Source organism: Gimesia chilikensis (genome assembly GCF_008329715.1).
Taxonomy (GTDB): Bacteria; Planctomycetota; Planctomycetia; order Planctomycetales; family Planctomycetaceae; genus Gimesia; species Gimesia chilikensis.
This window is the reverse complement of record NZ_VTSR01000004.1, coordinates 178,561-205,100: the sequence shown is the minus strand read 5'-3', so window position 1 is coordinate 205,100 and position 26,540 is coordinate 178,561. Positions and strand designations below refer to the sequence as shown.

Here is a 26,540-nt window from a genome sequence, read left to right as displayed (position 1 = left end):
AAGCAGAGTATTGAAAGGCAGAATAGAGTAAATAATTGAGGCAGTTTCATGCGGAGCACTCCAGGGCCGTTTCAGATAAAAGACAGATAGAAACCAGTTGATGATAGCGTCAGTGTACGCCTCTTTCCCGGCGGTGTCGAGTCTTTTCAACTGATCGCTTCAGCACTCCATTGACACCATCAGGTCAACCATTTAAAGATAAACTTCTCGGAATAGCACGTCGGTGTTCCGCTATCGCCCACCACCTGATTTGCGTTATTAAAGTCATCTGTCCCAACATCAGGTTATACAATGGATCCCCGTCTTAAACTGATCTTCAGCGGGCTGGCAATCATCATCACCTTCATGGCGTTCATCCCCTATATTCGTGGTATTCTCCAAGGGAGAACGAAGCCACATCTGTTTTCCTGGTTAATCTGGGGAATGACCACGCTGATTGTGTTCTTCGCCCAGCTAGATGCGGACGGAGGAACCGGTGCCTGGCCTATCGGCGTCTCGGGAGTAATCACCGTCTACATCGCATTTCTGTCCTACGTCAAACGGGGAGACATTTCGATTACTCGCCTCGACCGACTGTTTTTCAGTGCGGCGCTGCTCTCGATTCCCTGCTGGTATTTCACATCGAATCCCATGTGGGCGGTGATACTGCTGACCACAATCGACCTGCTGGGTTTCGGTCCTACGATCCGCAAAGCCTATGATCATCCCTACGAAGAAAGTCTGCTGTTCATTTTTATGTTTTTCCTCAGGAACACCTTCGCACTCCTGGCCCTGGAATCCTATTCGCTGACGACGATGCTGTTCCCCCTTTCAATCTGTGTGGTCTGTCTGTTTTTATGCACGCTCATCTCCTATCGCCGTCGCGTGGTCGTGGCGGAGCAGACGCGTTAATGACCACAGCAGCTCAATCAGACAGTTGAGTCTGGCTGAGAATGCCGCAGCAGACGTTGTCCCACCAGATAACCCAGTATGCTCGCCAGCAGACCTGTTAACTCGGGAGGGATCGAGAGCAACAGAGCAGACACGGAATCGAGCTGTTCCTCGTCAGTGACCAGTAGTGACGCTGCGATCTGATGGGCTGTCCAGAACAGAGCCCCACATCCGATGGAGAGCAGTCCCGGCCATTCACCACGTGGCTTGAGATAAACGCCGGCCACAAAGGGAACCAGCAGCGCCACCAGTCCCACCGCGAGAGCACTTTCGAGCAGCTCCAGAATCTCTTCGGTCACCAGCGCCAGAGGGAGACTGGCCAGGGCGACAATGACGACGCTCAAGCGACTGGTCAGCAGGCGTCGCTGATCGAACCAGTCGATGCGATGCAACAGATTATGTGAGAGTAACGCGGCCGGTGAAAGCATTGCGCTGGTACAGGTGGAAACCACAATCGCCAACAGCGTGATGACCAGCAGGCAGATTCCCAAGGGGGACAGCAGCAGTTCAGCCAGTGCCAGCAGGACCTGACCATCACTGCCCTGGGGCAGTTCATCGGGCCAGAGTTGTCGCGAAGCCAGCCCCAGTCCCACGGGCAACAGACCAAACAGAATATACACACAGCCCGCCAGGATGCAGGCCCGCGAGGCGACCGTCCCGCTGCGACTGGCGAATATCCGTTGCATCAGATCCTGTCCGGGTATATTTCCGAAGATGCCGTTGATCCAGGTTGTGGACCAGCCCAGCAGAGCCAGCAGTCCCGCTTCAGGTAGGAGGGTCCGCAGTTCTGGTGGCGTCCGCTCCCAGGTCGTTTCAATTCCGACCACCACGGAACCCTCACCCACCGAGGCTGCGAAGTTGACGCCCAGCATCACCAGACTGATCAGCACCACGCAGATCTGGACGGTATCAGTCAGGGTCACCGACCACATTCCCCCGATCATGGTCAGGAAGGTGACAAATAAGGCGGAGATCAGAATTGCGACCGTGGAGTCGACTCCGAAAAAATGAGTGAGGATGGCCGATTGCGCCAGATACTGAGCCGCGATCCAGGGCAGGTAGCCCAGGGCCTGAACGATACTGGAGATCAGTTCCGTTTTCGGTCCGTATTTCTGCGCGAAGAGATCCCCCACGGTCAGCAGCTTCATTTCCCAGACCCGCCGGGCAAAGAATAGACCTGCCACGATCAGAGCCAGGCCCGAGGCGAACGGATCGAGTATCGTCCCCTGCACGCCCTCCGCTCGCGCCGCTTCACTGGCCCCCAGAACCGTGGCGGCCCCGAACCAGGTTGCCAGCAGCGTCCCCCATGCCAGCCAGAGCGGCAATCGCCGTCCCGCGACGAGGTAATCTTCTTCTGTTTGTACCCTGCCCCCGGCATACAGGCCGAGACCGACCATCAGCAGGACATACAGTGTCAGCAGAATACCAAGCCAGAACGTCATTCAGAGCATTTCCTCAGCAACTGTGATACTTCGTGTAAAACAGACAACTCGCTCGTACTCAGCCCTTTGCTAAATACGAACACCGCATGTTACCGACATTGGCATGAATCTGCGCATGTTGCATTGGAGCAACATGGAAATTTCTGAAAAATCGTGCTGACCGTTTTCATGCGTTATACTTTCCAGCAGGATCAGGCTTGATCCAAGACGATTCAGCCGATCTCTCTGTGAAAGATGTTACGATAGATGACAGACAACGACATTTGCAGATTAAGCCCGGGAACCACACCGCTCCAGACTGGAACGTATAATGAATTGCCAACCAACACCACGTAGTTTTTCGTCCTCGTATTTTCTGATCCTGGCACTCTGTGTCAGCTGGCTCAGTGCATCTTCCCCTTCTGCTGCCGCTCCTCCCACTCAGGCTGCCTGGCAAGAGAAAATCGACTCTGTGCGCAAACTGGTGAACCAGACCAGTCAGGACGATAAACTGAAAGCGGTACTGCTGGGAATTACTGTTGAGGGAAAAGAAGTGCTGATGCTGGCGCAAGGTGATTCGATGACGGGTGTGCCCGCGACCATCGACATGCATCTGCGGAACGGCAACGTCGCGGTCGCTTACCTGGGGAATCTGTTTTATCAACTCGTCGATGCGGGTGTAATCAAGGCGGATGACCCGGTGGGGAAATGGTTGCCTGCTCTACCATATTCGGATTCCGTCACTCTGGAAATGCTGCTGAACGGCACTTCCGGCTACCCGGACTATATGCCGATGCCGGCGTTTGAGAAACGTCTTTATGCCGACCCGTTTCACCAGTGGACGTCGGAAGAACTGATTCAGCTGGCTCTTACCGAACAACCAAAATTCAAGCCGGGAACTGACTGGAACTACGCACATACCAATTTTGTGATTCTGGGAGAGGCACTGGAAAAAGCAACCGGCAAACCTCTGCAGAAACTGTTACAAAAACACGTACTGATTCCATTCGGCATGACGCAGACAGCAGCTCCAGGTAATGCCCTGATTCCGGAACCGGTACTGCATTCCTATACCGACGAACGCGGCCCCTTTGAAGATGCGACGTTCTGGAACCCCTCGTGGACACTCCCCGGAGGTGCGGTGCAGACTTCAACCATCCGCGACACTCTGTCCGGTTTCCGAGCCGTGGGACAGGGACAGGGACTGAAACCAGGGACTTTCCAGGCGATGCTGGCACCGAAAACATCAGGTATGAAAATCTGGACCAAAGATCGTTACTACGCGCAGGGGATTGTAGTCGATCGCGGCTGGTTGACGCAGGCTCCCAGCTTCTGTGGATTGTATGGAGCAGCCGGCTATCTGCCAGAGAAAGACATCGCAGTCGCGATCTGGTGTACGCGATCAAAAGACGCCCAAGCCGAAGGCAACCCGGCGTTAACGCTCTTTAACAAGATCACGCCGATCCTGTCACCCGCAAAGTGAATTGCCAGAAAACTGAGTCTATTTATCACTACAACAGGTTTCATTCGAGAACAAACTCACCCGTCTACGGGCAGCATTTTCTGGCTTCTCCCGACGGGGTAGAATACGATATATTACTGAAAATTCAGTACGCTGTTGCTCTTTTTCAAAACAGCCTGCTCTCTAAGACTTCCTCTAACTCTGTGAGTGCTCCACATGGGTATCTGGAACTTCTTAACCAAGCCGATCAAACTCACTTCTGATAAATTTTACTGGCAGGAACCGCTGGGCATGCGTCTCAGCCTGCGGGGGGATCTCTTGGTTCGCCTGGGTGTCGCCTTGACGGTCTGGGCGGCTGTCAGTGGTCTGTTCTGGATTTTATTTGCCTTCAACGTAAAGCCTCCCGAGCTCGGGATGGCGATGTTTGTCGCGATCTTTCTCGGGCTGGGCCCCGCCTGTCTGGCGCTGTTTATGCGTCGGGAGCATGTCTCTGCTTCGATCTGGATCTATGACGATCATCTGATCCGTCAGCGGTCTTATGTCTCACTGGCTCTGATCAGTTCCTGGAAAGAAATATCTGAATGGCCCAATCCAGCCATCACCCGCGTTATTTTCATCCCGGCCGAGGATCTGGGAAAATCCTTCTCCGTCATGCTGCTCTCGATCGATAAAGAGGTCGAACTGGTCGGCATTCCCTCGAAGATCAGGCTGAAGGAGCTGGCCCGTCACTTCACCGAAGCCGGGATTCCGGTAGAAAAAAGAGATGCGATACCCGCGCGGTACACACAGGGATTCAGTCCCAAAGTCTTCGCTGCGATGGCAGTATTGGGCGTGCTGCTTTTCAGTGGGGGACTGGCGTTTAACCTCACCAGGGTTCCGCGGGCGGGACAACGCATCGCTGTCCGCGAGAACCGGAGACCGCAGATCCCCCGCCCGGAATTCGAACGCCCTGCGATCCCAATACCAGTTCAAGGCAACCCCATCGAGCGAAATTCCAATTCTACGAAACAGCAGTCGGAGACGGGGCTGCCCCGGAATCAACCGGTGCTCACTCAGCCCGGGAGTTTTCCCAATCCGATTCCGCAAAACATGCCGGAACCGATTGTAAGACGATTCCCTGTCAGACCAGGCGGCCCCCGTTCTCAAGCTGATCCAGTCATTTCCCAAGAATCTCCCAACCCGAATCCGCCACGATCCGTTACCCGCTCAACGCCTGCGACCACGAAAGGGACCGCATCGAAACTGATTGGGAATGCTGAAGGGGGCGGCCCATTCCAGATGGTGATCCCCGAGGGAAAAACACTGCTCGGGTTTGAATGTTCGCTGGGAAGCTGGGCGGGCGAACCGGCAATCCGCAGTCTGACACCACTATCAGAACCCAAACCAGCCCGGAGGCGGAATATTACCGTCATGGCGAAAGAGGGCTACGCCGTCGGTGGGATGAAGATCGATGCTCCCAAATATGTGAGCGCAGTTCAAGTCGTCTTCTATCGTCTTACAGATGACGGCCAGCTCGATCCGAATGACAGTTACACCAGCGACTGGCTGGGGACCCCCTCAGGCAAAGAGGTACCTGTGATCGAGGGAGCGGGCAAACAAGTCATCGGTATCCATGGTCGACGCGGTGCGGTGCTGGATGCTTTGGGGTTGGTGTTTGAGTGAGAGCGATGTACTGGTTCTCGAAGTCATAACCAGACTCAAGAATGCCAATCGTCGCTGTATTACCGCCTCCTGTGATTTTGACGGGCTCATGGAATAACATACAAACCTGTTCCACATCAGACTTTTCGATCTTACCATGGCCCCCTCATGTTTGAGGTCATCTTGACAATTCATTTCCGACTCACGATAAACAAGCTCGAAGCGTGATACGATTCCCAATTGTCTTTCACGGATGTCTAACAAGGTGACTGCCATGAAGCCATTTATCGTCTGCTGTGTTCTCTGCACACTTCCGATGACCGCCCAGGCGACGGATCGCTATTACTTCGACATTCACGTCCAGTCCCCCTCCGGACACTATCAGGTGGATGCGACCTCCCCCGACAATCAGGGCCCCAATGGGAAGGCGTTTCAGGCTAATTTCACCTACAAATGTGTCGACACGCGAACCGGGAAAACGATCTGGACGCGCAAGCAGCCTATGCGGGAGCCACAACGATATAACTTCGGCGATTCCTCGTTTGAGATCGCAGTCCCCAAAGAGGGCTCTCCCAGGATCATCATTGTCTCTAACCTAGGCGCGGCGGCGATCCTTGCTGCGAATGATAACCTCATCACCATATCTCCACAGGGTCAGAAAACGGGGGAGATTGATTTAGTGAAAGATGCCTTGCAGAAAGAGGAGAGCGAGCGACTGGTGTATCACTCGTGGGGTGGCAGCAACTGGTCCCGTCTGGCTGCCTGGTACTTTTTCGAGTTGCCTGAAGGTGAAATCTTTGTGATTCGTCCCGCCTGGGGACCTCGCATTCTGGTGGATGTTAACAAAGGAAAACTCGTTTCAGGCGATGTCAGTCTGATCGGACCTGCACTAGAAGCGGAAAAGCAACTGGTGCTGGCCGCCTCTCGTACAAAAATAGAACTTGAAGATCACGAACGGTCGCTGCTGGAGGCTGCTTACCTGGCAGGGAGCTTAAATCTGCACGAAGCCATTCCGTTTCTGAAATCACTGGAAACATCCACTTACTCTGAGACCAATTCTGCGCGAGGTCATCCGGATGGCGTGAACTTCAATAATGACGTTGATCCCTTCCGCTATCGTACGTATGACCTGCGGCAGACGGCACAACTCTCACTTCGACGGCTGGGAGTTGCTCCCCGGAATCTGCCGTGTCATGGTTTTATGATCGAAAGAGGAGACGAGGCATTCCCTTTCATCCCGAAAAAGCAGACACAACCACGCCATAAAAACGCAACGCAGGTCAAAACAGGTATGTCAGCCAAAGAAGTGCTCAACACAATCGGCGCCCCCGACTACATTGATGATGACAGCTGGAGTTATGACATGGATGCCGAGGTACCTTTCAGCCTGACCCTGACCTTCGATACTTATAACGTGAAGGCCATCAAAAAAGAGGCTCCTCTCTGGAAAACCGGACTGGCCCGAGACAAAGCTTTGGCGTTCTAAGAGAGATCAGTTTTTTTCAAATTCTGATCGAAGTGGTTTCCATGATGAAATGTATTATTTTACTGGCTGGTTTATTGCTGCTCACTGGATGCCCTTCTGATGAGATGTCATCAAAGGTGGTAGATACAAAGCCGTCTGCTGCTTCCCAAGACTACATCGTTCTCAATGAGCCCCCCGAAGCTCTGCTCGACAAGATGGCTCTGCTGTATGCTCCAGATGATGCAGCCTGGCCTGGCACGGTGGATGAGTTTGTCGAAAACGAACATCCCATCCTGCCTTACGCGATTAAGCAACTTCAGGAAGATGAAAAGATCTCACCGGAGGTGGCAGAGCAGCTTCTGGAACGGGTCCGTCAATCCCCAGAAGTTCCCGTTGATGCACAACGTATCATCACGTTGCTGGAGGTCGCCTGCTACGCTGATGTCATGTGTCATCGTGTCGAATACCCGCTCAGGGTCGCAACGCTGGACTACGTCAAATCAAATCGCGATGCACCGGGGACCCAAAACGCGCTGGCCTGGATCCGCGAGTCGTATCAGAGCGGCCTCCCTCTGGATTGGCCCGGTGATGAAACCGACGAATTCCGCGGAATGCTCGTTAAAGCAATGCGAGGCAGGCTCGTCACATATGCCAATCAAGTGACAAAAGGAGGGACGAAGGCAGAGCCTGAAAGCAACTAATAAACGCAGCCACAATGCGGCACAGGTGCTCCTGCACCGCAAAGTGTCTGTTGATTCGCCTTAAGATTTGGGAGTCAAACCGAAGACGCGATCCATGTTAGCTGAGATTTCTTTCAGCCGTGCCAGATCACCGCCGGCAACTTCAGCGGCTGCCCAGCCGGCGTACTTGATTTCTGCCAGGGCTTTGCGGACATCGGCCCAGTCCAGATCGCCTTCGCCGATCTTGGTGAACTTGCCCATTTCGCGGGAGAACCCTTTGAGATCCAGCTTGATGATCCGTTTGTTGAGCTGACGAATCCAGTCGCCCATGCTGCCGTATTTCCAGTGATTGCCGATATCAAACTGCATACCGACCCAGGGGGAATCGAACTCGTCGATGTATTTTACGAACTTCTCAGCGGTCTGTTTGTGATCACCGTCGTGGTCGTAGCAGAACTGGTTCCAGACATTCTCAACAGCAATGGGAACTCCCAGTTCCGCAGCCAGCGGGATCGCCTTCGAAATATTGTCAATCGAACGTTTCCAGATTTCTTCTTCCGGACCATCGCTCCCCTTACCGACGACCAGCAGAACCGTGTTTCCACCGACGGCATGTGTCTGGCGGAGTGCTTCCTTCAGGCTGTCGAGTGCCTTGGCACGTACTTTGGGGTCGGGATCGGTGTGCCGTACATTCCAGTGCCCGGCGTTGACAGATCCATCGACGGGCAGTCCGGTCGCTTTGATAGCTGCGTTGACTTCTGTGACATCGATGCCTGGTGTATTTAATTCAATACCATCGAAGCCCGCTTCTTTAGCAAGAGCGAATTTTTCTTCGAGACTGTCTCCGGCCCGTACCATTCCGATCTTCAAGGTTTTATAGAGACGACCGTTGAGATAGCCTTCCTCACTTTTGGCACCTTGCGCCAGCAGAGGATGGGAAGCTGCGGCAGCAGCGGCTAACAGGACAAACTGACGGCGGGAAAGAAAATCGGATGTAGGCATGACAACCCCTTCGGTTATTGCTGTATGATCATGTTGCAGATATTTTCGGCCCCCAAGGCTTCATTTCATCAGGTGTCTGAGTCCACCTGAAACAATATTGTAACATTCCTTACGAATACATGGCACTCAGAAAGTGACTGCTTTTCAATGCAGATTCCAAAATTCCTGAATGACGATCCGGTCTCTTTAATCATGCGAGAATTCTGCCGCCGTTACAGAGAACAATTTTATTATCCAAGCAAGAGTCTCCGCATTAACCTCCCTCAAAGCTGCCTGCTGACTTCGAAAGAATCAAAAGGCGCCAATTGATTACACATCTGTACGCTGCTAAAGTGAGAAAATATTATCTCTGGTTCAGCACCTCACTATCTGCCGCAGTCTCTTCTATGAATCGTCCAACATAATCCAGTGTTTTGGGAACGCTTATTGGTGGTGCCGTTGGCGACGCGATGGGAGCGCCGTTCGAGGGACTCTGGGCCGACTCAATTCCATCCGCTGAATCATTAGCTGCCTCTTTCCATGAATATCATGGATATCCGAATGGTCAATACACCGATGACACGCAATTGACTCTGGCCACAATCCGGTCGATCGTCGACCAGAAAGACATCGTTGTTGCTGATATTGCCAGGCAAATAGCAGAGCTGTGGCGACATCATTCTGTCATCGGCCCCGGCGGTGCCTGTACCCAGGCTGCAGAACATTACCTGGCCACTGGAGACCATCGCAACATGGGTGCGTCCGTTGGTCAAGCTGGTAATGGAACTGCCATGCGAACCGCCGCATTGGGACTTTGGTTTGGCGATCAGAAGTCCCTGATTCCGACTGTCGCTGACATTTCGCGAATCACGCACCAGGATTCACGCAGCGTTGCTGGAGGTGTTGCGATTGCAGTGGCTGCAAATCAACTGTTGTCCTCAAGCGAAATCAATCCACGCGATTTCTGCAGTGAAATTTCTGACGCCTGTCGTGATATCAATACTGAGTTAGCTGACCTCCTCCAACAATTACCAGATCTGCTCAACGATGATGGAATACTGGATTTCATCGCCCACGCGGGCCAAAGCACCCCGGAATTCGATAAGCCGATCATTTCGCCATTCGTTATTCCGACAGTGCTCGCGTCGATCTACAGTATACTTATCAATCTGGATTCGTGGATCGGAGCCGTTACTTTTGCCATACGTCTTGGAGGAGATGTTGACACACTGGGAGCAATTGTTGGTGCACTGGCGGGAGCACGTCACGGAATTGATTCAATCCCGCAGAATCTGATAGACTGCCTGCAGGATTCAAAAGAGATTGAAGTGCTGGCGACTCGTTATCATCTGGCGATTCTTACTCAAACAGGAGAGGACTAGCCGCGAGAATCCTCGTCGGACCGGGATCTTCTCTAAATGTGAATCATGCGCTTCGCATCCGGTTGAGCCTGGTCATTAGCCAGTAAATATATACTCAAAATTGAATTACAGTCAGGAACAGGAGTTGCCCAAGGTGACCAGTGCCAACGATCATCATGAACGCGTTGCCAAACTGACGTTTGCTGCCGTGTATCCACACTACGTAACCAAGGTGGAAAAGAAAGGTCGGACCAGGGAAGAATTACACCAGGTGATCAGCTGGCTGACGGGCTTTAACGAGAAGGCGCTGCAGAAACAGATTAAAGACCAGATCACGTTCAAAGAATTCTTTCAACGCGCGAAGTTAAACCCCAACGCACATCTTATCACAGGTGTGATTTGCGGCTATCGGGTGGAAGAGATTGAAAACCCGTTAACGCGGCAGGTCAGGTACCTGGATAAGCTGGTCGATGAACTGGCCAAAGGGAAGAAGATGGAAAAAATCCTGCGATCAGAATGATCAGGGACTCTGAGACTACTCTTCCAGCATGGTGACAGTGCCGGTATCCATGTTATAGATTCCGCCGACGATTTTGATGTCCCCCTGCAGTTCCATTTCTTTAAGAATCGGGCTGTTGGTCCGAATGCGATCGATAGTTGCCAGCACATTCTGTTTGGTGACCATCTTGACGAACTCAGGGTTCTGCCCCGTCTGTTCTCCCTCATAATCTTTAAAGTGCTCGACGGCTGGTTTGATGTTAGCCAGCATTGCGGTGATATTCCCCAGTTCGACGCCGTCAATCGCCCCGCGGATCGCGCCACAACTCTCGTGTCCCAGCACGAAGACGAGCTTGGAACCCGAAACCTTGCAGGCAAACTCCATGCTGCCCAGGATATCGGTATTTTCGAAGTTCCCTGCCACACGTGCCACGAAAATATCGCCGATGCCCCGATCGAAAACGTCCTCCACAGGAATACGCGAATCGAGACAGGACAGAATCACCGCTTTGGGATACTGTCCCAGAGCCGCCTCACGAACCAGTTGGGAATGATCGCGGGCGGTGAGTGAGCCTGCCACGAAGCGCTGATTTCCCTCTTTGAGCAGCGTGAGTACCTGCTCCGGCGTCAGTTGCGCCTGTTCTTCCTGAGTCAAAACCCGGTTCACCAGTGGTTTGACATCGCCGATGGTTTCGGCACCATTTTCTGATGCCTGGTTGGCAGCAGGCTGTTCCTTTGCGCAAGACGTGAGCAAAACGGTCAGCAGGCAACAGGTCAACAGCGGGTTCAGACTCATTCTGAGCATGGGTGTATTCCTTACAGATGTGTAATATGAAATGGTTTGTCTCTGCTTCCCAAAGACAGAGAGATCTTAACAAACTGTAGCAGGAATGAAAGAGAGGTTTCGGGATCGCAAGCATGACTTGACATCTCGATCTCCACAGCCACACTATAAACCACGATCCATAGTCAATGTCCGCTAGCCACGATCAGAAAGTTTCTTATGCAACCAACCGTCTATGCCCTGGCGACGATGGATACCAAAGGCGAGGAACTCTGCTTCGTTGCGGATGTGATCCGTCGTGCCGGTGTTGATGTGGTTCTGGTCGATGTCAGCATACAGGGTCGATCAGAGCGGGCAGATATCTCTGCTGAAACGATTGCCGGCTCTCACCCGGGTGGGCCGGAACAGGTACTGGGACACACGGACCGGGGCGCAGCGATTACGGCGATGGCGACGGCACTTGAGCACTGGTTACCCGCTGAAGTCAGTGCAGGCAGAGTTGACGGGGTGATCGCTTTGGGTGGCAGCGGAGGTACGGCACTGGTTGCTCCGGCGTTTCAGGCGCTGCCGGTTGGCTTTCCGAAGCTGATCGTTTCGACGGTGGCCAGTGGAAATACACGCCCCTACGTCGGATTCAGCGATATTACACTGATGTATTCCGTGGTCGATGTCGCCGGCTTGAATTCCGTTTCGCGTCGGGTCTTGAGCAACGCAGCTCACGCGATCGCGGGGATGGTATCACACCGCTCCGAATTCCCGGCTGACCGACCTGCCCTGGGCCTGACCATGTTCGGTGTGACAACCCCCTGTGTGGACATGGTCCGCGAACAGCTTGAGGCACGCGGCTTTGACCCGCTGGTCTTTCATGCGACGGGCACCGGAGGCCAGGCGATGGAGAAACTCGTGGCCGATGGATTGATCGAGGGTGTTCTCGATATCACCACCACCGAAGTCGCCGACGAACTCGTAGGAGGCATCATGCGCGGCGGACCACGTCGGTTTGAGGTGATCCTCGAACGGGGGCTCCCCTATGTGCTGAGCCTGGGCGCCCTCGACATGGTCAATTTTGGTGCCCGCGAGACCGTCCCCGCCCCATTTGCCGACCGTCAGTTTCTGATTCACAATCCCCAGGTCACCCTGATGCGGACGACGGCGGAAGAGAACCGGCAATTCGCCCGCTGGATCGCAGAAAAAATCAATCGTTCTACGTCGCCTGTCGAAATCCTGATTCCTGAACAGGGAATTTCGATGCTGGATAAAACAGGCGAAGCGTTCTATGATCCCGAGGTAGACCGGTGTCTGTTTGAAACACTGGAACAAGAGGTTCAGCAGACCGCAGATCGACGGGTCACGCGACACGACTGTCACATCAACGACGCTGCGTTTGCCAAGGCGCTGGTCTCGGCTTTTGCACGCGTGAGCGGGAATCGCTTTCAATAATTTTGATCCACACGAGAAAGTCATCCATGCCGGAATCCAGAACAGCCATCCTGAAACGCTTGCGGGAGAAAGTAGCTGCGGGACTGCCCATCATCGGCGGAGGTGCGGGGACGGGTCTGAGCGCCAAGTGCGAAGAAGCAGGCGGGATCGACCTGATTGTGATCTACAACTCGGGCCGCTATCGGATGGCCGGACGCGGTTCGCTGGCAGGACTGATGCCTTATGGCAATGCGAATGAAATCGTCAAGGAACTGGGGCGGGAAGTCCTGCCTGTTGTCAGTGACACACCGGTGCTGGCGGGAGTGTGTGGCACTGATCCCTTTCTGCTGCGCGACCTGTTCCTTCGGGAACTGCAGGCGATGGGGTTTGCGGGCGTTCAGAATTTTCCGACCGTGGGACTGATTGATGGTCAGTTCCGGGTCAATCTCGAAGAGACCGGCATGGGTTTTGACCTGGAGATCGACTGCATTCGTGCGGCTCACGATTTAGATCTGCTTACCACCCCTTATGCCTTCGATGCAGAACAGGCTCAAGAGTTGACCGCCGCCGGGGCCGATATTGTAGTGGCACATATGGGACTGACCAGTGGTGGTTCGATAGGAGCCACGACGGGAAAGACCCTGGATGACTCGGTCGAGTCAATCCGCACGATGGTCGACGCGGCCAAAAGCGAACGCGACGACGTGCTGCTGCTCTGTCATGGTGGCCCGATCGCGATGCCCGAAGATGCGCAGTATATTTTTGACCGAGTCGCGGGCATTGACGGATTTTATGGCGCCAGTTCCATGGAACGGCTGCCGACCGAGGTCGCGCTGACCGCACAGGTCCGCCAGTTCGGGGAACTGCGTTTGACTCCCCGATAAACGTCTTATTTCTCTCTCACCTTTCATTAGGATTCGAATATGTATCGCCTGACTGTAATGTATGGACACCCGGAAGACCCTGCGGAATTCGATCGCTATTATCGCGAGGTACACATCCCCCTGGCCAGACAGATGAAAGGGCTCACCGGCTGGACGATCGGCAAATGCATGTCAGCCGAAGCGGGCAATCCACCCCCTTACTATCTGATTGTCAGCCTGTATGCGGAATCTGCGACCGCGATGCAGGAGATCCTGGAAAGCCCCGAGGGCCAGGCAACGATCGCCGATGTCCCTCAATTTGCGACCGGCGGTGTGATGTTCATGTATGATGAGGAAGAGGTACTGATTCCTGTGCAACTGGAATCAACTTAAGAACTCTCAGCTCAGTTGCGTTCTCTCTGGCATGCCCCGTATAGTAAAGAGATCATTCACTCCCGGTTTCCACTTGTGAAGGTCTCACCTGATGAACGTCGTATCGCACTTCTTCCGTATACAGTTTCTGCTGCCGCTGCTGCTCCTGAGTCTGTTTTTGCCGACCACGGTTCAGGCGGATCAGCTGCCGAACATTGTCTATATTCTGGCGGACGATCTCGGTTATGGCGATGTGAGCTGTTACAACCCGGAATCGAAGATTACGACTCCGCACATCGATCGGCTGGCTGCGGAAGGCATGAAATTCACCGACGCCCATACACCGTCAGCCGTCTGTACTCCAACGCGGTACGGAATTCTGACTGGCCGCTATTGCTGGCGGACGCGGTTGAAATACCGTGTACTGGACGGCTTTGATCCGCCCCTCATCGAACAGGACCAGACCACGGTCCCGTCGCTGCTCAAAAAAGCGGGATACGACACCGCCTGTGTCGGCAAGTGGCACCTGGGCATGCAGTGGACCGACCAGAACGGCCAGCCGGTGCCTGCGGTTCCCATTGACCGCCGTCAGCGTCCCCGCGTGGGAGATGACGTAGATTACACCCAGCCGATACTCGGCGGACCGCTGGCCAACGGCTTCGACTATTACTTCGGTATCTCGGCGTCCCTGAATATGTCGCCTTTCTGTTTCATCAGAAACGATCGCCCCGTGATTCTGCCTACGATTCCATCGGAACGGATACAGACCGAATTTCTGTCCGTCGACCAGGGCATGCGCTCACCCGATTTCACAATCCGCAGTGTGATGCCTACCCTGACCGGTGAAGCGGTGCAGTTTATCGAGCGACAGGCGAAACAATCCCCCGAGCGGCCCTTCTTTCTGTATTTCCCGCTGACCGCCCCCCACCTGCCACTGGTACCCAACGACGAATTCAAAGGCAAAAGTGCTGCGGGCGAATATGGTGATTTTGTGCTTGAGGTGGATGCGACTGTCGGCGCAATCATGGAAGCCCTGCAGCGAAGCGGTAAGGCGGACAACACCCTGTTCATTTTCACGTCGGATAACGGCGGTCTCTATCACTGGTGGACACCGCAGGAGACCGACGACCTCAAATACTATAAGCCCAATCATCGAGGACAGTACGTCAAAGATCGTGGCCATCAGGGGAATGCCCACCTCCGGGGTACGAAGGCTGACATCTGGGAAGGCGGCCACCGCGTTCCCTTCATCGTCCGCTGGCCCGGGCAGACACCTGCCGGGACATCCAATGCCGAACTGGTGGAACTGACCGACCTGCTGGCGACGTGTGCTGCGATCACGGATCAAAGTCTGCCGGCCGGTGAGGGAGAAGACAGCGTGAATATTCTGCCCGCCCTGCTGGGTATAGAGCTTAAGCAGCCGCTACGCGATTACGCGATTCACCATTCACTGTGGGGCCATTTTTCGGTTCGCCAGGGTCCGTGGAAGATGGTTCCCAAACGGGGCTCCGGCGGCTTCACCCGCGCCCGCGAAGTCGAACCCCAACCGGGCGAACCAACGGGGCAACTCTACAATCTGAAACAGGATCCCTCAGAGACAAAGAATGTCTGGAAGGAACACCCCGAAGTCGTTGAGCGGCTCACCATGATCCTGAAACAGGTTCAGGGAGATGACAAGTAACGTTTTCTGACTTTTTTCTCAGCCAATGTCGAAACGTCTGCGTCTCATTCGACTACCTGATAGAACGGGGCGAGGGCGTCCCGTCTGAGTCAACAATCTAACCGGGAGATCCTGAGATGTCAGACAACTCTGTCAAACTGCACCGTGTTCTGCGTACTACACCAGAGAAACTGTACCGCGCTTTTCTGGAGCCGGAAGCCTTTGCCCGCTGGCTGCCACCAAACGGTTTCACTGCCAGAGTTTACGAAATGACTCCGGAAGAAGGGGGCACCTTCAGGATGTCGTTCACCAATTTCACTACCGGTAACGGACACAGCTTTAGCGGCACTTATCTTGAGCTGAAACCCCATTCCAGAATCTGCTACACGACGAAGTTTGACGATCCCGGACTCCCCGGTGAGATGAAAAACACCATCGATATCCAACAGGTCTCCTGCGGCACCGAAATCCGGATTCTGCAGGAAGGAATTCCCGAAGTGATTCCCACCGCAGGCTGCTACCTGGGCTGGCAGGAATCACTGTGCCACCTGGCCCGACTGGTGGAGCCGGAGGTCCTGGAGTAATCCGGGCCCCTTGTCCTAATCAGCTTCCGGTTTCAGACGCAGATTGAAGGTCAGGTTGTCCGGGTATATCCAGGATTTGTCCGGGGGAATCAGTTTCACTTTCCCGTGCAGTGTCTGAAACCCCGGGTAGGAAACGGTGAGGTCATATGTGCCCGGGTCTCCCACAAAACTCTGGCGTTCAAACTGTTGGATGTGGCGAGAGATCGTACCTGAGCTACTTTTCAGTTGGATCTGACAACCGGGTAACGGGACTCCTGCCTGCGTAAAGACATTGATGGTTCGAAACCCGAGATCTGACTCTGATTTTTTGAATAGTTCGGAAGTCAGAGTCACGGTTTTCTGTTCATTTTCCTTGAGAGTGAATTGCAACAGTTTTTTCGATTCGCGAATGTCGACCCGCGTCAGATAGTAGTCTCCCGCAGGCAGGTGCCTGGCGACATATTCTCCTGCTTCAAAGGAGTAGATATTTGTCAGCAACCGCTGGTCTTTGCTCCACAGTTTGAGCCGCATCGGTTCATTGGCCTGCATCAGTTCCTGATCCAGCTTGAAATGAATTGTCGCCGTCCCCTCGGGAATGGGCAGCGTGAGCTGACTATTCAGATTCTCCGTCGTGACATGCACCTTCTGGTAAACAGAGGGGTACCCGGAACGAGATGCGATAATGACATATTCTCGCGTTGTGACCTGATTGAAAACAAAAGGCGCGCTGCTGCTGGTCCGCGGCACCAGATTACCTGCCCTCAAGCTTGTGGTCCACACAGGATGATAATTAAACAGCCCCAGTCGCATGTCATCCAGCGTTTCTGGCTGACAATTCACTGTCAGTTGACCAACCTGCGTCTGCAGAGTCCCCAGATCCTGATCGTCTGAGATTAATTCTAACGATCTGACCGGCACCCACCTGTTGTTCACATTGGGTACTTCATAATACAGAGTTCGCTGGCCAGGTCCCGCGCCGAAGAAGTGAAACATCCCTTCGCTGTCGGTGTTGGTATAGGCCCGAAAGATGCCAAAATTCGGATTCTCACCAGCCAGGAGGATGCGTGTATTCGCTAAAGGTTTTCCGTTGACTATCAGTCGGCCCGTCAATTCGGGGCGTCCCCCCAGGTTGAGTGTGCTGGTTTTGCCATTTTGAGGCAGAACGGCCTGACGCACGACGCCCAGAGAGTCCCATTCATATTTCCTAACGACATAACAGATCTGATTGGGGAGATGAGAAACCGAATAGCGGCCTTTTTCATCAGTAATCACGGTGGCCAGTAGCCCGGCTTTGCGGGCGGCATCACCGTTATAGCCATATCGGTCATGGAAGAAGAGCGTGACATTCGGTTGCGGTTTGCCGTTTTCGTCTGTGACGAGTCCCTGCACGGTTCCGCCTTCTGTGAGAGTGACTTCTACCTTTGGGAGCGGACTGGCTGCCAGATCGATGTCTTTCACAATCGCAAAGTCGTAGTCCGGATGAGTCACTTTCAGCGATTCCATTCCCGGAGCCAGATGCGGGATCGAAAACTTCCCGTCCATGGTCTTGACTGCATCACTGTCGGTTGTGAATTGATCCAGCGAGTTCGACATGACGCCCCGGGACAGAGACAGCGGAATCACGGTCGCCCCATCGACGGGCTGTCCCTGGGCATTGACAACAGTACCGGCCAGCGTAACTCCCCTGGTTAGTTTGATCTGAATCAGCTTTCCCTGAATTTGATCGGTATTCACAGCTTTACTGAGCGCACGGGCATAGCCGTCTGCAGCGACTTCGATCTGGTAGATACCCGGACCGTTGACTGCGACTTTAAATTCCCCGCTGCTCTGATCCACATCCTGCCAGCGCGGTTCCTGCCCATAATGCGCACCGCGAAGCGTCTTCAGTTTAATGGCCCGTACCCGGAATTTGCTGATCGGCTGATTTGTATCGTCGGCCAGAACCGTACCACTGATCTGCGGTTTGCCGGTCACGACGACATTCAGTTGAAGATCATTGGCGGGGGCAAATACCGTGTAGTCGCCTTTCAATTGAATCTCTGTTGAATGGAGACTGAGTTCATATTTTCCTCGCTGAATGGGATCGAACTTAAACTCTGTCTGGCCAGGTTGGATCTCGGCATACGCTTCGTTGTACCCATCAGTGGAATATGCAATGAGCAGGAAGGGCCTGGAAGCCTTTTTCAGATCGCCGGTATAGCTGATCTTTCCTGAGAGTGTGACCATCGAAGCGGGAGAAGGGAGATTCAGTTTCAGATCAAGTGGCTGTTCCCGATTGAGCAGATAAGTACCAGTGAGGACAGGTTTCCCCCCCACTCCGGGAACCGCGACTATTACGTTATAAACGCCGGCTACGATATGGGGGAATGTGAATCTTCCCGCCTCACTGATTCGATAACCGGGGGGATGTCCGCTGAATTCCCACCACTGGGGCAGCGCATTGATTTCTAATCCGACCGGAATTTTCCCGTCCGCATAGACTATTTTGCCGTCAACTTCTACTCCCTCCCTGAGCACAATCTTCCGTGTGACGATTTGATCCGGATCGTTTACTTGAAGCGTCAGTTTCTCTAAAGCGTAGTCGGGTGAAGCGATTCCAATCAGATATTTATGTTGGGAAGGCTTCAGGCCGAGTGTCACCTCTCCCGACTGATCGGTTGTGACAGCCCGAGGAGTGAACCCTCGCGTATCGGTCATCAATTTACGGTATACGATGGCCCCGGGAACAGGTTTGCCTCGTTCATCGATGGTTTGGATGCGTAACTGACAGGCACGTTCGAGTGTGATATTTTTCACCTGCCGTTGATCTGCCGCCAGGTCGACCCGGGGACGATCCGAGAGACGCTCTAGCCCCACCCAGCGCTGCGACAAAATCATGATGCGGTGTGGTCCAGGTTTTGTGATTTCGGAAAAGTGATAGTTTCCCTCTTTGTCTGTGCTCGTTCTTAACACATGTCCGCCAGAATTGGGTATCAGAAGAACTTGAGCATCGGTGACCGGCGCCCCGGCTTGATCGGTCACTCGTCCACTTAACACGTACTGGGATGAGGATTTCTCCTCTCGTGGTTTTGTCTCTCTGGCCGGGGGACTCTGATTAAGAGATTGAGCTTTATCGGACAGCTGCTGCTCGGATTCTTGATCCGCACTCTCTTGCCTGTCGACTGCTGCGTGTGTTTCTTTCAGTCGAGACATCGGCAGGAGGAGCGCCCCGGCAAATAGTATCAGCAGTAAACTGACCAGCCCCAGCCGGGCGGACCGTGGGATGGGTCGGGCGATCATGCGTCGGATCCGCTGCGTCAGCGATTTACGGGATTCGAGAATTCCCAGCAGTTGCAAACGCGGGCTCTCGACAGCAGGCGTCAGAGCAGCAATGTCGAGTAGGGTTGCGGAATAGTGTGACGGTTGCTCATCCAGGGTCACAAGCACTGTTTCATCCACGGCCTGCTCCCGCAGACGCTTGAGCATTACGTGCGTCAGCCAAACCAGGGGATGATAAAAATACAGGATCAGCAGCAGAGTCTGCAGACAGTTGACCTGTAAGTCAAAGCGTTTCCAATGAGCCAACTCGTGGATAAAGATCTGGCGATACTGTTCCGGATTGAGCTTTTCGAGCAGATGTCGTGGAAGGATGATCGTCGCGCGCCAGAATCCGCAGATCGCCGGACTTCCAGTTTCCTCTGATACTTTTAACTTCACTGAATCTGGTTTCATCCCCAGCAGTAAGACACACTCATTCAACTGGGACACCAGTTCTGTAGTAGCGAGTTCAGCCTGGATAGTAAGTTTTCTAACGCGTCCCGTACGCCTGAGCACACAGACAGAGAGCATCGTTACCGCAGACAACCAGATTAACATCAGGATCGCAGACGCTCGCAGGGCAGGCAGAGCTGCTGGTTCTGCGGGCGACTCAACTTCCGAATCAGGCACAGCCAACTTTGAGTCAGAGGGGGGACCTGTTGGAGGCAGTTGGGTCGACTGTGGATGAGGTTGCTGGAATGGCTCTGTCAGAAATGATTGCTCAAGGGGATCTATTCTTGTCTGTATGCCGTCTGGCGTATTGGCTGCAAGGGTCGTCGTCGGCCCAGATTCGATGTTCTGCGCGACGGCTTCCGTGGGAATCCAGTCAGCTAACCAGCTGGCGACACTGAGAGGAGAATAGAGACTGACCGGCAGGATCAGTTTGAGCAGAACCAGCGCCCAGAGCCAGTAGCGGGTCACAGCGCGGGCATGATACCGGAGAAACAGGTCGAGGAGCAGAATCACGAGTACCAGCAGACTGGCCTGGAGGAACATGCTCCTGCTGAAATCCCAGAACATTTCGCCCGACTGATTGAGAAGTTCGATTACTCCGTTCCCTGAGACAGCCATGCTCCGCCCTCCCCATTAGAATAAGTTACTTACTTCGTTTTTTTCCCTGCCTGCTTAATAAACTCGCGCAGTTGCTGAATTTCATCGGGTGAGAGTTCCTCTTCTTCAACAATGAACTGCAACATCGGTGATAAAGCACCATTGAAGGCGCGGCGCAAGAGGCGTTTCAGTTCCCCCCGTTTTGCTTTATCGGGGCTGATCGCTGAGCTGAAGAGATTCAGATTGCGGATTGCTTTGCGGGTCAACAGCCCCTTGGTCACCATCCGGTCCATCGTGGTTTTGACCGTACTGTAGGCCCAGCCGTGCGAATCTGCTAGCGCTTCCTGTACGGTCCCCGCTGCACAAGGCTCCTGTTCCCAGACAACATTCATGATGACCCATTCAACATCAGTCATCGCCTGCGCTGGCGGATCAGATTTTGTTTTTTTCGCCATGTGAATCCCCCTGTTCTACATTCGCCGACATTACACTACATTTGTAGTGTCGTCAAGTCCCTGTCTGCAGATTTATGCAATCTCAGCTTCAGACAAGGAATTTCAAGCCGCCTGCAGACTGCGATTCTTCCTTCATTTTCTCAACAGCATTTCCAGTTAACTCCTGTTCTGATTTAATGTAAGAACCAGGATCGCAATGTGTGTCGCAGGCGCTTCATGCTTGCAAAACAATTTCTTCTTAATTTTCTATTACACAGAACAGAAGCCATGACTCCGCCGACTGATCGCTGGTTATCGCTCCCTCTCAATGAGATTCAGAATTCGCTGGGAGAGTTTACAGGCTGGGTTCTCTGTGGCGGTCGTTCGCTGGACTGGCTGCTGGGAACAGAGACTCGCCCCCACGGCGATACCGATGTGGGTGTGTTCCGCTCAGAACTGGCAGACTGCCTGCGTTCTCTTGATCAGCGGCGCGTTTATCTTTGCGATCACCCAGGTCAACTCGTTACCTGGGAAGGGGAGCCTGTGCCGGAGCATGTGCATGACATCTGGCTCACCAGTCCGGACTTGAGTCACTGGGAACTCCAGTTGATGGTCTACGATGACAGTGATGGTTCCGTGAGCTACCGCAGGGATCCAAGAATTCACTGGCCCCGGGAGGCGCATGCGATTACAGTACGTAAGATCAGGATACTGAATCCGCTGATCACCCTGCTATTCAAGCTGCATCGGCGTGAACTTCAGGAGAAGGACTGTCAGGACGTGGTTCACCTGATTACCGGATTTGCCAACCAGCGTCTGCAGTCGGACTGACTGCTATTACCCAGGATAATTCGAAGAGGAGCACAGCGAATGCAGCAGCAGAAGAAGAAAAGAATGAACTGGTTTGTCTGGTGTCTGCCGTTTATCTGCTGTCTGATAGAGAGCCCCGCCGTTTGTGCAGCCCCGCCGAATATTCTGTTGATCGTTTCAGAAGACAACGGCCCTGAACTGGGCTGCTATGGCGATCCGTATGCACAGACGACGCATCTGGATCAACTGGCCGCGGAAGGGGTGCGGTTCGAGAATGCGTTCGTCCCCTACTCCGTCTGTTCGCCGTCGCGGGCCTGTTTCCTGACCGGAAAGTATCCGCACCAGAATGGACAGATTGGCCTGGCGACCCACAAATTCGCGATGTATCACAAAGAGACACCTAATTTTGTGACGCTGCTCAAACAGCAGGGATATTTCACGGGACTGATTGGCAAGCTGCACGTGAATCCGGAATCCGCTTTTCCCTTTGATTATCGTGCGATTCCCGGCGCGAATTTCAATCGTCGTCAGCCGGTAACAGCTTATGCAGACAAAGCGGGGGAATTCTTTAAACAGGCACAGAAACAACCCTGGTTTTTATCGGTGAACTTTCCCGACGCGCATCTCCCCTTCCTGAAACAGGCGAATGGCAGACCGGCCCAGCCGCTCTCCGCAGATAATGTCAAGCCGATGCCGTGGGTGGGCATCGATACGCCGCGGCTGCGCGAACAGGTCGCCAATTATTACAATTGCCTGGCGCGACTCGACATCGGCGTGGGACTGCTGCTGGAAAAATTGAAGCAGACGGGAGGGGCTGAGAATACGCTCGTCATTTACATCGGCGATCATGGTGCTCAGTTCCCCCGGGGCAAAGGGAGCGTGTATGAAGGGGGCCTGCGTGTTCCACTGATTATTCGCTGGCCGGGTGTCGCAGAGCCGGGACTGGTTCGCACCGAGTTGGCTTCCACGGTGGATCTGTTACCGACCGCCCTGGCGGCTGCTGACATGTCGATTCCCCAGGACCTGACCGGTCGGAACCTGAAACCTCTGTTGACTGCTGGTCCTGCGAAAGACTGGCGGGAGTATATCTTTGGCTTTACCACAGGTTCCTTTCCACGGAACTGCTATATCCAGCATTCGCTGAGGGATGCACGTTATAAGCTGATCTCCAATCCGCGTCCCGGCACCGAAAACCTGATCGCAGACAGTTATCTGGATGAATCGCATCCCCACTTTGTCATCTCCGGGGCGACTGCCGCCGACCAGAAAACGATTTCACCCCGTACGAAAGCGGCTTTTGCACGCTGGTCGACGCCACCTCGCTACGAACTGTATGACCTGCAGCAGGATCCGTACGAATGGACCAATCTGGCCGACGATCCCGACTATGCTGAAACGAAGCAACGTCTGATTGACGCCTTAACAGCGCTCCAGCGACAGACGCGGGACCCGTTTCTCGACCCTGAGAATGTCGAGGCTTTCGTCAAAGAACAACTGTCCCATCGGGATATGCGTTACCGCAAGCAGAAGCAGTTCCGCTGGTCATATCTTGATACTTTCGCCGACTGGCGTTCAGCCCGGTAGAACCAGACTTCATTCAAAGGACGCAGTGAGACTGCTCCAGGAAACTCATAATCCATGTTGCCTTTTAACTTCAATGCCCTGTTCTGCGTCATTGGCGGACTTGCGGGACTGTTTATCACACTCAAATTCAGTGACAGTCGGATAATGATACTGGCTGTGGCGATCGCGTCCACCATGCTGATCGATCTCATCATGCGTGTTACCAACGACGAAGTCCAGGACCCGATACTCAATCCCGAAGCGGGCGGTTATATCAGAATCCCCGGGCTCGGACCGATGTCATTTATTCCCGTCTGGATTATCTGCATCGCCCTGCTACTCCTGGTCAGCCTGGCCTATTTTGAAATTGTCTAAAGTAACAGAGCCTGCGTCTTTTGATGCCCTACTTCCCGACATGCTGTTGCAGAAACGCTTTGACTTTGCTGCGAGCCAGCTTTGATTCCGGCAGTTCGTAATTGAAGACCTGGAAGATGTGCCACATACCTTCGTAGAGGTCGAGCTTGACGGGAATGCCGGCCTTGTCGATGGCCTGGTACTGACGGATCGCGTTGCTCATAAAGATTTCCTTGGTTCCCGCCTGGATCAACGTCGGCGGAAAGCCTTTGGAATAATCGCCATAGACGGGTGAGACATAGGGGTGCTTCTGATCGGCGGGATCCGCATAGGCATCGGCACAATGTTTGAGGTTTTTCGGATAATACAACAACGGATCCGCCTGCTGGAGTGTCGTGTAAGTGTCTCCAGTTTCAGTGATATCCGCCCAGGGAGACCAGAGCACCACCGCAGCCGGCATACCCAGCCCTTTGTCCCGCAGCTTAAGAACCGTTCCCGCAGCCAGTCCGCCCCCTGCAGATTCCCCGTAGATGGCGATCTCTTTGAGCGAGTGTCCTTCCTTGATCAGCGTCTGAATGACAGTCACAACCTGATCGGTGACTTCCTGCCATTTCCCTATCGGGGCCAGCGTGTAGTCCACGGAGATCACACGAAACCCGGTTTCACCCGCCATGGGGACGGCACTCATTAACCGGGAACGGGCGCTGTACATTGTGTAGGCGCCGCCATGCGTGTAGACAAGTACTTTCCCGCTTTCCTGCCAGCCTTTCGGTTTGATGTCCAGTACCGGCACTCCTCCCAGCTTGCGTGGCGTAATTTCCGGCTGATATTTCTTCACCACCTCTGCATTCGCCGCAGCCCGTTTCTGTTCGATTTTCTGTTGCACGGCCTTCCAGCCCTCCAGATCGTCGGCTGCTGGCAAGGGTGCTGTGGCGGCAGCGCGACTGAAACCGGCGAGTGCTGTTTGTGCTTCGGGAGAAATTGTCTCAGGGATGGAGAAGTCCTGAGCATGAATTACAGCAGGACTGGATAAAAGCAACAGGAAGCCTCCCAGGAGGGTAGTGCTGAGAAAGCGTTTAACAAAATCTGATTCGGATGCCCAGGGCATAAAGTACACTCCAGTATTTTGATGAGAGCAGTAAGTAGAAAGCCAGCTTACTGCTACACTATACAATGTCATGAGCGCACATGTTGGAGTTAGCAATTCTAACAGAGTTCTCACCAAGAACAAACGCTGACAGTGATAAACTCCTTCTGGAACCGGGTCTACGAAAAGGTTACGATGGAATACTCTGTTTCTTTGCCAACTCAGGAATCTGAATTATATGCGTCAAGTTCATTCATATTTTCTACAAGTCATACTCACTTTCAGCCTGTGTTCCAGTCTGCCTGCACAGCGTACAAATCATGAGAATACATCGCCGGCCGTCGGAACGCGTCTCACCCAGACTTGCGAATTTGATAATCAACTGGCAGGTGAAGAGTCGCTACTAGTGGTTCCCGAAAACCGGAATCAATCCGACAGCCGGAAGATTACTATCCATTATTTTCGTTTCCCCGCACGCCAGCCCTCGGGGAAAGCTCCTGTCTTTTATCTGCCCGGAGGCCCCGGTGACGCGATTAACAGCAGCGATATCCGTAACGGCTTACGCCGGAAGAATTACAGTAAATATAGAGAGCTGCTGGCATTCAATGCGCAACACGATGTCATAATTGTGAACCAGAGAGGCAACAGAAAGGCTCCAGGTATCCAGGGACTGCCGCGAGCCTGGGTAGTGCAACCGGGGGCACGTCTGAAGCCCATGGTCTATCAGGATGAAGGAAAGCGAGTGGCGGAGGGGTTGCAGTTGGCGATTCAGGAATGCGCACGTCTGCAGTTTGACCTGAAGGGCTACGACATCCTGCATCTGATCGATGATGTGGAACAGATTCGTCGCGTGCATGGTTACTCCACGATCTGTCTGCGTGGCAGCAGTTTCGGGTCACAGTGGGCGCTGGGTTATCTGCAACGCTATCCGGAGCGCGTGGACCGCATGGTGCTCTCAGGCGTGGAGCCACTGAGTCACACTTATGACAATCCCACAGAAATCTGGAAAGTCTTCGAGCGTATCGAAGCGGAAGTGAAAGAGTCGGGCACCATCGAACTCCCCCCGGAAGGCCTGCTCGGCGCGCTCAAAGCAGTGTTGACTCGAATGGAAAAACAGCCGGTGCGCGTCACCGGCCAACATCCACGTCGGGGTGGCTCTACCGAGATTGTAATCGGCGCGGATGATGTGAGATTTTACCTGACCCGCCCGATCTTGGACGCCCCCCTTTATTCGCGACGGATGCGGGAACTGTGGCCACACCTGGTGCTGGAACTGTACCGGGAAGACTACCAGTATCTGGCGGCAAAGATCATTGATGACCGCCCGGAAGTGAACCGGCCCGACCTGCTGCTGGCGCTGATCGATCACAGCCTGGGAATCTCGGATCAACGCCTGAGAGAACTGGAACAGGGGCCGGCCCGGCGATGGCTGGGCGATGTCAACTGGCTCTATACTGCCACGCGAAAGAGTACGCCTACTCCTGAGGTTAGTGATGCGTTTCGCGAATTGAAAACGTCTCAGACTCCGGTTCTGATGATTCATGGCACACTCGATCTGATGACTCCTTATGAGAATGCTACCCAACTTCTACCTGCATTTCCCCGTGGTAAATTGATCACCGTTCAGGGAGGGACTCACATCGCCTGTCAGCATGCGGTGGGTGTCGATCCTCAGTTTTTAGGTTATCTGACAGATTTTATGAGTGCCGCAAAACCCGCAGATACCCTGAAAGAGATGCCGGAAACGATTACATTACCGCCACTGAAAATTCAACCACTGCAGTCGGGCTCGCTGTTTCAGGAACTGACGCAGTGAGAATCTCTTTTAGAATTTTCAGGCTTTGA

General features: G+C 53.7%; 22 protein-coding genes. 16 read left to right on the top strand and 6 right to left on the bottom strand.

Features of this window, described 5'->3' with window-relative positions; genetic code table 11:
- Positions 1 to 291: 291 nt before the first annotated feature.
- Positions 292 to 891 carry a hypothetical protein gene (locus FYZ48_RS04090; protein ID WP_149337791.1) on the top strand — a complete coding sequence of 200 codons (600 nt, stop codon included), beginning with the start codon at positions 292 to 294 and terminating at the stop codon, positions 889 to 891.
- A 17-nt stretch (positions 892 to 908) separates the two neighbouring features.
- On the opposite strand, the gene FYZ48_RS04085 is transcribed toward FYZ48_RS04090, so the two are convergent.
- Positions 909 to 2,372: a sodium:solute symporter family protein gene (locus tag FYZ48_RS04085; RefSeq protein WP_149337789.1), complete on the bottom strand. Its 1,464-nt coding sequence runs from the start codon at positions 2,370 to 2,372 to the stop codon at positions 909 to 911.
- A gap of 310 nt (positions 2,373 to 2,682) precedes the next feature.
- On the opposite strand from FYZ48_RS04085, the gene FYZ48_RS04080 reads away from it, so the two are divergent.
- From FYZ48_RS04080 to FYZ48_RS04065, 4 genes are all read left to right on the top strand, one after another.
- On the top strand, positions 2,683 to 3,834 hold the full coding sequence (locus FYZ48_RS04080) for a serine hydrolase domain-containing protein (RefSeq protein WP_149337787.1): 1,152 nt from the start codon (positions 2,683 to 2,685) through the stop codon (positions 3,832 to 3,834).
- A gap of 195 nt (positions 3,835 to 4,029) precedes the next feature.
- Positions 4,030 to 5,475 (top strand): hypothetical protein, encoded by a 1,446-nt coding sequence (locus tag FYZ48_RS04075; RefSeq protein ID WP_149337785.1) that lies wholly within the window; start codon positions 4,030 to 4,032, stop codon positions 5,473 to 5,475.
- Between the two features lie 253 nt (positions 5,476 to 5,728).
- Positions 5,729 to 6,940, top strand: coding sequence for a hypothetical protein (locus tag FYZ48_RS04070; protein WP_149337783.1), 1,212 nt, complete (start codon positions 5,729 to 5,731; stop codon positions 6,938 to 6,940).
- 104 nt (positions 6,941 to 7,044) lie between these two features.
- Positions 7,045 to 7,620, top strand: a complete 576-nt coding sequence (locus FYZ48_RS04065; RefSeq protein WP_149337781.1) for a hypothetical protein — start codon at positions 7,045 to 7,047, stop codon at positions 7,618 to 7,620.
- 60 nt (positions 7,621 to 7,680) lie between these two features.
- Here the strand turns inward: FYZ48_RS04065 and FYZ48_RS04060 are convergent, their stop codons facing one another.
- Positions 7,681 to 8,601: a sugar phosphate isomerase/epimerase family protein gene (locus FYZ48_RS04060; protein ID WP_149337779.1), complete on the bottom strand. Its 921-nt coding sequence runs from the start codon at positions 8,599 to 8,601 to the stop codon at positions 7,681 to 7,683.
- A gap of 413 nt (positions 8,602 to 9,014) precedes the next feature.
- On the opposite strand from FYZ48_RS04060, the gene FYZ48_RS04055 reads away from it, so the two are divergent.
- Positions 9,015 to 9,962: an ADP-ribosylglycohydrolase family protein gene (locus FYZ48_RS04055; protein WP_149337776.1), complete on the top strand. Its 948-nt coding sequence runs from the start codon at positions 9,015 to 9,017 to the stop codon at positions 9,960 to 9,962.
- Positions 9,963 to 10,095: 133 nt separating this feature from the next.
- Positions 10,096 to 10,461, top strand: a complete 366-nt coding sequence (locus FYZ48_RS04050) for a DUF2200 domain-containing protein (RefSeq protein WP_149337869.1) — start codon at positions 10,096 to 10,098, stop codon at positions 10,459 to 10,461.
- 15 nt (positions 10,462 to 10,476) lie between these two features.
- Here FYZ48_RS04050 and FYZ48_RS04045 read toward each other — a convergent pair whose 3' ends face one another.
- Complete coding sequence (locus FYZ48_RS04045; RefSeq protein ID WP_149337774.1) at positions 10,477 to 11,244, bottom strand: carbonic anhydrase family protein; 768 nt, start codon at positions 11,242 to 11,244, stop codon at positions 10,477 to 10,479.
- A gap of 198 nt (positions 11,245 to 11,442) precedes the next feature.
- Here FYZ48_RS04045 and FYZ48_RS04040 point away from each other — a divergent pair, with 198 nt between their 5' ends.
- The 5 genes from FYZ48_RS04040 (at position 11,443) to FYZ48_RS04020 (ending at position 16,121) form a co-directional block, all read left to right on the top strand.
- Positions 11,443 to 12,663, top strand: coding sequence for a Tm-1-like ATP-binding domain-containing protein (locus tag FYZ48_RS04040; RefSeq protein WP_149337772.1), 1,221 nt, complete (start codon positions 11,443 to 11,445; stop codon positions 12,661 to 12,663).
- Between the two features lie 26 nt (positions 12,664 to 12,689).
- On the top strand, positions 12,690 to 13,526 hold the full coding sequence (locus FYZ48_RS04035; RefSeq protein ID WP_149337770.1) for a phosphoenolpyruvate hydrolase family protein: 837 nt from the start codon (positions 12,690 to 12,692) through the stop codon (positions 13,524 to 13,526).
- Between the two features lie 39 nt (positions 13,527 to 13,565).
- Positions 13,566 to 13,898: an EthD family reductase gene (locus FYZ48_RS04030; protein WP_149337768.1), complete on the top strand. Its 333-nt coding sequence runs from the start codon at positions 13,566 to 13,568 to the stop codon at positions 13,896 to 13,898.
- Between the two features lie 91 nt (positions 13,899 to 13,989).
- Positions 13,990 to 15,558, top strand: coding sequence for a sulfatase family protein (locus tag FYZ48_RS04025; RefSeq protein ID WP_149337766.1), 1,569 nt, complete (start codon positions 13,990 to 13,992; stop codon positions 15,556 to 15,558).
- A 116-nt stretch (positions 15,559 to 15,674) separates the two neighbouring features.
- Positions 15,675 to 16,121: an SRPBCC family protein gene (locus FYZ48_RS04020; RefSeq protein ID WP_149337763.1), complete on the top strand. Its 447-nt coding sequence runs from the start codon at positions 15,675 to 15,677 to the stop codon at positions 16,119 to 16,121.
- Between the two features lie 15 nt (positions 16,122 to 16,136).
- Here FYZ48_RS04020 and FYZ48_RS04015 read toward each other — a convergent pair whose 3' ends face one another.
- Both FYZ48_RS04015 and FYZ48_RS04010 read right to left on the bottom strand, forming a co-directional pair.
- Entirely contained in the window at positions 16,137 to 20,468 is a 4,332-nt protein-coding gene (locus tag FYZ48_RS04015) for a carboxypeptidase regulatory-like domain-containing protein (protein WP_149337761.1), read from the bottom strand.
- 29 nt (positions 20,469 to 20,497) lie between these two features.
- Positions 20,498 to 20,902, bottom strand: a complete 405-nt coding sequence (locus FYZ48_RS04010; RefSeq protein WP_149337759.1) for a BlaI/MecI/CopY family transcriptional regulator — start codon at positions 20,900 to 20,902, stop codon at positions 20,498 to 20,500.
- A 267-nt stretch (positions 20,903 to 21,169) separates the two neighbouring features.
- Between FYZ48_RS04010 and FYZ48_RS04005 the strand changes: the two genes are divergently transcribed.
- The 3 genes from FYZ48_RS04005 (at position 21,170) to FYZ48_RS03995 (ending at position 23,629) form a co-directional block, all read left to right on the top strand.
- Positions 21,170 to 21,712 (top strand): hypothetical protein, encoded by a 543-nt coding sequence (locus FYZ48_RS04005; protein ID WP_149337757.1) that lies wholly within the window; start codon positions 21,170 to 21,172, stop codon positions 21,710 to 21,712.
- Between the two features lie 63 nt (positions 21,713 to 21,775).
- Complete coding sequence (locus tag FYZ48_RS04000) at positions 21,776 to 23,275, top strand: sulfatase family protein (RefSeq protein WP_187781862.1); 1,500 nt, start codon at positions 21,776 to 21,778, stop codon at positions 23,273 to 23,275.
- A 54-nt stretch (positions 23,276 to 23,329) separates the two neighbouring features.
- Positions 23,330 to 23,629 carry a hypothetical protein gene (locus FYZ48_RS03995; protein ID WP_149337753.1) on the top strand — a complete coding sequence of 100 codons (300 nt, stop codon included), beginning with the start codon at positions 23,330 to 23,332 and terminating at the stop codon, positions 23,627 to 23,629.
- 28 nt (positions 23,630 to 23,657) lie between these two features.
- Here FYZ48_RS03995 and FYZ48_RS03990 read toward each other — a convergent pair whose 3' ends face one another.
- A complete protein-coding gene (locus FYZ48_RS03990; RefSeq protein WP_187781861.1) occupies positions 23,658 to 24,716 on the bottom strand; it encodes an alpha/beta hydrolase in 1,059 nt (352 codons plus the stop codon).
- 217 nt (positions 24,717 to 24,933) lie between these two features.
- Here FYZ48_RS03990 and FYZ48_RS03985 point away from each other — a divergent pair, with 217 nt between their 5' ends.
- Complete coding sequence (locus FYZ48_RS03985) at positions 24,934 to 26,511, top strand: alpha/beta hydrolase (protein ID WP_149337749.1); 1,578 nt, start codon at positions 24,934 to 24,936, stop codon at positions 26,509 to 26,511.
- Positions 26,512 to 26,540 lie beyond the last annotated feature (29 nt).

Coding starts and splice junctions, on each gene's coding strand:
- FYZ48_RS04090 (WP_149337791.1), top strand. CDS start 292: ATGGATCCCCGTCTTAAACTGATCTTCAGCGGGCTGGCAATCATCATC.
- FYZ48_RS04085 (WP_149337789.1), bottom strand. CDS start 2,372: ATGACGTTCTGGCTTGGTATTCTGCTGACACTGTATGTCCTGCTGATG.
- FYZ48_RS04080 (WP_149337787.1), top strand. CDS start 2,683: ATGAATTGCCAACCAACACCACGTAGTTTTTCGTCCTCGTATTTTCTG.
- FYZ48_RS04075 (WP_149337785.1), top strand. CDS start 4,030: ATGGGTATCTGGAACTTCTTAACCAAGCCGATCAAACTCACTTCTGAT.
- FYZ48_RS04070 (WP_149337783.1), top strand. CDS start 5,729: ATGAAGCCATTTATCGTCTGCTGTGTTCTCTGCACACTTCCGATGACC.
- FYZ48_RS04065 (WP_149337781.1), top strand. CDS start 7,045: ATGTCATCAAAGGTGGTAGATACAAAGCCGTCTGCTGCTTCCCAAGAC.
- FYZ48_RS04060 (WP_149337779.1), bottom strand. CDS start 8,601: ATGCCTACATCCGATTTTCTTTCCCGCCGTCAGTTTGTCCTGTTAGCC.
- FYZ48_RS04045 (WP_149337774.1), bottom strand. CDS start 11,244: ATGCTCAGAATGAGTCTGAACCCGCTGTTGACCTGTTGCCTGCTGACC.
- FYZ48_RS04040 (WP_149337772.1), top strand. CDS start 11,443: ATGCAACCAACCGTCTATGCCCTGGCGACGATGGATACCAAAGGCGAG.
- FYZ48_RS04035 (WP_149337770.1), top strand. CDS start 12,690: ATGCCGGAATCCAGAACAGCCATCCTGAAACGCTTGCGGGAGAAAGTA.
- FYZ48_RS04030 (WP_149337768.1), top strand. CDS start 13,566: ATGTATCGCCTGACTGTAATGTATGGACACCCGGAAGACCCTGCGGAA.
- FYZ48_RS04025 (WP_149337766.1), top strand. CDS start 13,990: ATGAACGTCGTATCGCACTTCTTCCGTATACAGTTTCTGCTGCCGCTG.
- FYZ48_RS04020 (WP_149337763.1), top strand. CDS start 15,675: ATGTCAGACAACTCTGTCAAACTGCACCGTGTTCTGCGTACTACACCA.
- FYZ48_RS04015 (WP_149337761.1), bottom strand. CDS start 20,468: ATGGCTGTCTCAGGGAACGGAGTAATCGAACTTCTCAATCAGTCGGGC.
- FYZ48_RS04010 (WP_149337759.1), bottom strand. CDS start 20,902: ATGGCGAAAAAAACAAAATCTGATCCGCCAGCGCAGGCGATGACTGAT.
- FYZ48_RS04005 (WP_149337757.1), top strand. CDS start 21,170: ATGACTCCGCCGACTGATCGCTGGTTATCGCTCCCTCTCAATGAGATT.
- FYZ48_RS04000 (WP_187781862.1), top strand. CDS start 21,776: ATGAACTGGTTTGTCTGGTGTCTGCCGTTTATCTGCTGTCTGATAGAG.
- FYZ48_RS03995 (WP_149337753.1), top strand. CDS start 23,330: ATGTTGCCTTTTAACTTCAATGCCCTGTTCTGCGTCATTGGCGGACTT.
- FYZ48_RS03990 (WP_187781861.1), bottom strand. CDS start 24,716: ATGCCCTGGGCATCCGAATCAGATTTTGTTAAACGCTTTCTCAGCACT.
- FYZ48_RS03985 (WP_149337749.1), top strand. CDS start 24,934: ATGCGTCAAGTTCATTCATATTTTCTACAAGTCATACTCACTTTCAGC.